Source organism: Pricia sp. (genome assembly GCF_041745955.1).
Classification (GTDB): domain Bacteria; phylum Bacteroidota; class Bacteroidia; order Flavobacteriales; family Flavobacteriaceae; genus Pricia.
On the sequence record NZ_JBGTHY010000334.1, the window covers coordinates 1 to 3,781 of the forward strand.

Annotated in this window: 5 protein-coding genes and 1 pseudogene; 3 read left to right on the forward strand and 3 right to left on the reverse strand. The window is 43.3% G+C overall.

Going from position 1 to position 3,781, the window contains the following annotated elements:
* On the forward strand, positions 1-585 hold a 585-nt coding region (locus ACEW8S_RS12310), incomplete at its 5' end, for a trimeric intracellular cation channel family protein (protein ID WP_373518445.1).
* A 127-nt stretch (positions 586-712) separates the two neighbouring features.
* Here the strand turns inward: ACEW8S_RS12310 and ACEW8S_RS12315 are convergent.
* Entirely contained in the window at positions 713-1,438 is a 726-nt protein-coding gene (locus tag ACEW8S_RS12315) for a peptidylprolyl isomerase (RefSeq protein ID WP_373518446.1), read from the reverse strand.
* On the opposite strand from ACEW8S_RS12315, the gene ACEW8S_RS12320 reads away from it, so the two are divergent.
* On the forward strand, positions 1,437-2,087 hold the full coding sequence (locus ACEW8S_RS12320) for a CoA pyrophosphatase (RefSeq protein ID WP_373518447.1): 651 nt from the start codon (positions 1,437-1,439) through the stop codon (positions 2,085-2,087). The two genes, ACEW8S_RS12315 and ACEW8S_RS12320, sit on opposite strands and share 2 nt — an antisense overlap.
* A gap of 98 nt (positions 2,088-2,185) precedes the next feature.
* Positions 2,186-3,001: a lysophospholipid acyltransferase family protein gene (locus tag ACEW8S_RS12325; protein ID WP_373518448.1), complete on the forward strand. Its 816-nt coding sequence runs from the start codon at positions 2,186-2,188 to the stop codon at positions 2,999-3,001.
* A 4-nt stretch (positions 3,002-3,005) separates the two neighbouring features.
* On the opposite strand, the gene ACEW8S_RS12330 is transcribed toward ACEW8S_RS12325, so the two are convergent.
* Positions 3,006-3,662, reverse strand: coding sequence for a hypothetical protein (locus ACEW8S_RS12330; RefSeq protein WP_373518449.1), 657 nt, complete (start codon positions 3,660-3,662; stop codon positions 3,006-3,008).
* A 5-nt stretch (positions 3,663-3,667) separates the two neighbouring features.
* Positions 3,668-3,781 (reverse strand): annotated as a pseudogene (locus ACEW8S_RS12335) (RNA polymerase subunit sigma-70); the annotation flags it as partial.

Below are 3,781 nucleotides of genomic sequence, written 5' to 3' on the forward strand. Positions count from 1 at the left end.
GGCACCATTGCCTTTGCCATTTCGGGCGTATTGGTGGCCATGGATAAAAAATTGGATTTGTTCGGGGTGTTTATTATCGCCTTTGTTACCTCCGTGGGCGGGGGGACTTTGCGGGACATACTTATTGGAAATACGCCGGTGGTATGGATGCGAGAGTACACCTATTTAATTGTCATCATGATCACCGTCATATTGGCCATTCTATTTGTAAACCAACTAAAGCATTTCCGGCGCACCCTTTTTCTTTTCGACACCATCGGTATCGGCCTTTTCACCATGTTAGGTATCGAAAAGGGACTGACTGCCGACCTTTTACCGGTCATGTGTATTGCCCTGGGTACTATTACCGCCTGCTTCGGGGGCGTGATACGGGATATGCTCTGTAATGAAATTCCCGTACTATTCAGAAGGGAAATCTACGCCACGGCCTGTATTTTGGGAGGTTTCAGTTATTTCATTTTGGTTCCACTACCGTTTGACTCCGCCTACGCCTACGTCGGTGCCATTGCCATTATCATTATCACTCGTTTATTGGCCGTAAAATTCAAGATTGCGTTGCCGAATATTTATAGGAATAGGAAGTAAAATTCCAAAATCCGAGCACCAAATTCCTATAAAAATGGCCTAATAAGGATAGTCCTTGACTTTTTTTAGGTAACAAGCTTAGCATGATACCTTATATTTGGAATTTGCGTTTGGAATTTGGAATTTCTCACTCCACCACTTCCGCCTTCTGAATATAGATATTCTGTAGCGGCCAGTCGCCGTCGCCGACGGGTACGTTATTAATTTTATCCACCACATCCATACCTTCGATGACCTTTCCGAAAGGGGTGAAGTCGCCGTCGAGATGATAGGAACCCGGATCGGTTACTACGATAAAAAATTCGAAGGGTGAGGCGAGCATATGGGGATTGTCTTCCTTTTCGCTACTGGGCATCGATAGGGTGCCACGATGGTGCCGGTGTCCTTTTCGGGTATCGGGCGGTAGTAGATAACGGCCGATTGCGCTACGTTTTTTTCCTGTTTTTCTGTCATCGGAATTACCGCCCTGAATAATAAAATCCTTGACCACGCGGTGGAATTGTGTTTCGTCGAAATAGCCCTTTCGGGTCAGATAAATGAAATTGGCCTTGTGGTAGGGCACATTGTCAAAGAGCTGAACCGTAAAACTGCCCAGTCGGGTCGTAATCTTTACCTTGTTTACTTTTAGGTTTTTTTGGTAATCGAAGAAAAAATCGACGGCATTGTTTTCGGTAAGCACGAACTTTTCCTCTTTATCTTCCTTCTTTTTTTGTTGTGCGGAATCGATTTTCACCGAATCTTTTTTCGTTTCCTTTTCGGTGCTCGAGGTAGACTTTTCCATTGGATTATCCCCACAGGAAGCGGTTAAAAATAGTAGTAATATTGCAACGGGAATAAAACGATGAGCTGCCATGGATTTTGATGATTTTGCCATACGGATTCCAAAAATAAAAAATCTGCCGTTACCGGGGGAGGCATCGCACGTAAAAATGGCACCGAATTTCCGATTGGAAGAACTGCGAAGGGCGAGATCGGAACAAAAGAATCCGAAGAAGGCAGGGGTGATGGCGTTGTTCTATCCCGATAATCAAAACGACACACATTTGCTTCTTATTTTACGCAAAAGCCATCCGAGGGACGTACATTCCAACCAAATCGGTTTTCCGGGCGGCAAAGCTGAAAAACAGGATGTTGACCTTATGGCCACCGCTTTACGTGAAACTTGGGAAGAGGTCGGGGTATCCCCTGAAAAAATAGAGGTAATCAAAGGATGTAGCGAAATCTATATTCCCCCTAGTAATTTTGAGGTAAAGCCCTTTATGGGTCTTTATCGTAACCGTAAGCTGGAACCCTTTGTACCCCAAAAATCGGAAGTTGCCGCCTTGATCGAAGTGCCCGTGTCCGCTTTTCTTGACGATTCCAATCTTTTTACCGAATCCCTGACCACATCCTATGCCCAAAATCTTTCGGTGCCGGCCTTTAAATTAAACGGGTATACCGTATGGGGCGCGACCGCTATGATGCTCAACGAAATGAGAACGTTGTTACGGGAAGTTTTGTAAGCATCCCTCATCCGTCATCCGTCTTCTGTCTCCCGTCTGAAATCTAATATCTCAAATGTTACTCCCCATTTCTCCATTGTTTCGTATTTTAGCATTCTATGGGGCTATTCAAAAGAAATCCGTTCGGGCATATCCTATTTTTGAAAAAATGGCTTATCCGTATATTGGGGTTGATGACCCATTCCCGGTATAAGCGATTCAATAGTCTTGAAGTAGACGGTTCTGAGATTATACGGTCGCTTCCTGATAGAAACGTACTTTTCGTAAGCAACCACCAAACTTATTTTGCCGATGTAGTGGCCATGTTTCATGTGTTCAATGCCAGTTTGAGCGGTAGGGTCGATTCTATAAAAAATATCGGATATATCTGGAACCCGAAGTTGAACATGTACTATGTGGCCGCGGCGGAGACTATGAAAAAAAGTATGTTGACCAAGATTTTCGCCTATGCGGGCTCTATAAGTGTCGAACGCACGTGGCGTTCAGAGGGTCAGGATATTAACCGGAAGGTGAAGTTCAGCGATATTTCAAGTATCGGAACGGCCTTGAGCGATGGCTGGGTCATCACCTTTCCACAAGGCACGACCACTCCGTGGAAACCTTTGCGCAAGGGCACGGCGCACATCATTAAAAAGTACAAGCCTATAGTCGTGCCAGTGGTTATAGACGGTTTTCGGCGTTCTTTCGATAAAAAGGGTCTGCGTATCAAGAAAAAGGGTATCCTGCAATCCATCGTTATCAAGGAACCTTTGGATATCGACTATGAAAATGAATCTTTTGACGCCATCATCGAAAAACTGGAGTATGCCATCGAACAACATCCTTCCTTTTTAAAGGTCATTTCCCAAAAAGATCTTATGGCCTACGAAGAAGAGAACGAACTCCGCCGTTTTAGGAATCGTAAAAAAGTTTAAAAACCTACACCTCAAGGCGTTTTAATTCTTTGTAATTTGTGTTGAGCCTTTTCAAAAGAATACCATAGACCAGTCGGTAGAACAACCAGATAATACCTACCATAAAACCTATTCCTGCCAGTACTATCAGTCCGGAAACCAACCAAAAACGTAGCTCGGAGCCATTATCCTTTACGGTATCGAGTAATTGAATAGTTTTTTTGTCGTGGGTAAAAAGAGTATAAAAAGTATATAGGGTCATAATTACCGCCATAATCAGATTGTAAACCACATAATAGCGAACTATAAGCCTGGTACGCAGGATACTCTCCATAAGTTTTTTGACACTGTCGACCGTCGAGATGGCCTTGTACGATTTAAAGAGGTAGTAGATAAAAATCAAAACTATCAAAATACCAAAAACACTACTAGCGATGAAAAATACTTGGTCGCCATTGCCATAAGTTTGCTCTAGATTTTTTTTAAAGGATGACCAGAAAAAGGGTAACGCGCTCATGACGATCCAAAATACCAATTCAATCAAACTTATATAGAACATCCATTTGACAATGGATGACGACTTTTTCCAGAGCATTCGGTAGATTTCATCATAGGTCAACTTCGGAAGGGCTTCCCCTTTCCGCTGCCAATCTTTCTTTAATAGTTCTAGCTCATCCATCATAATCTCTATGGATTCAATATGGTTTTTAATTTGGTCTTGATCCGGTTCATCTTTACCCTGGCGTTCACTTCGCTGATGCCCAAGGTGTCACTGATCTCACGATAGTTTTTATCCTCCAG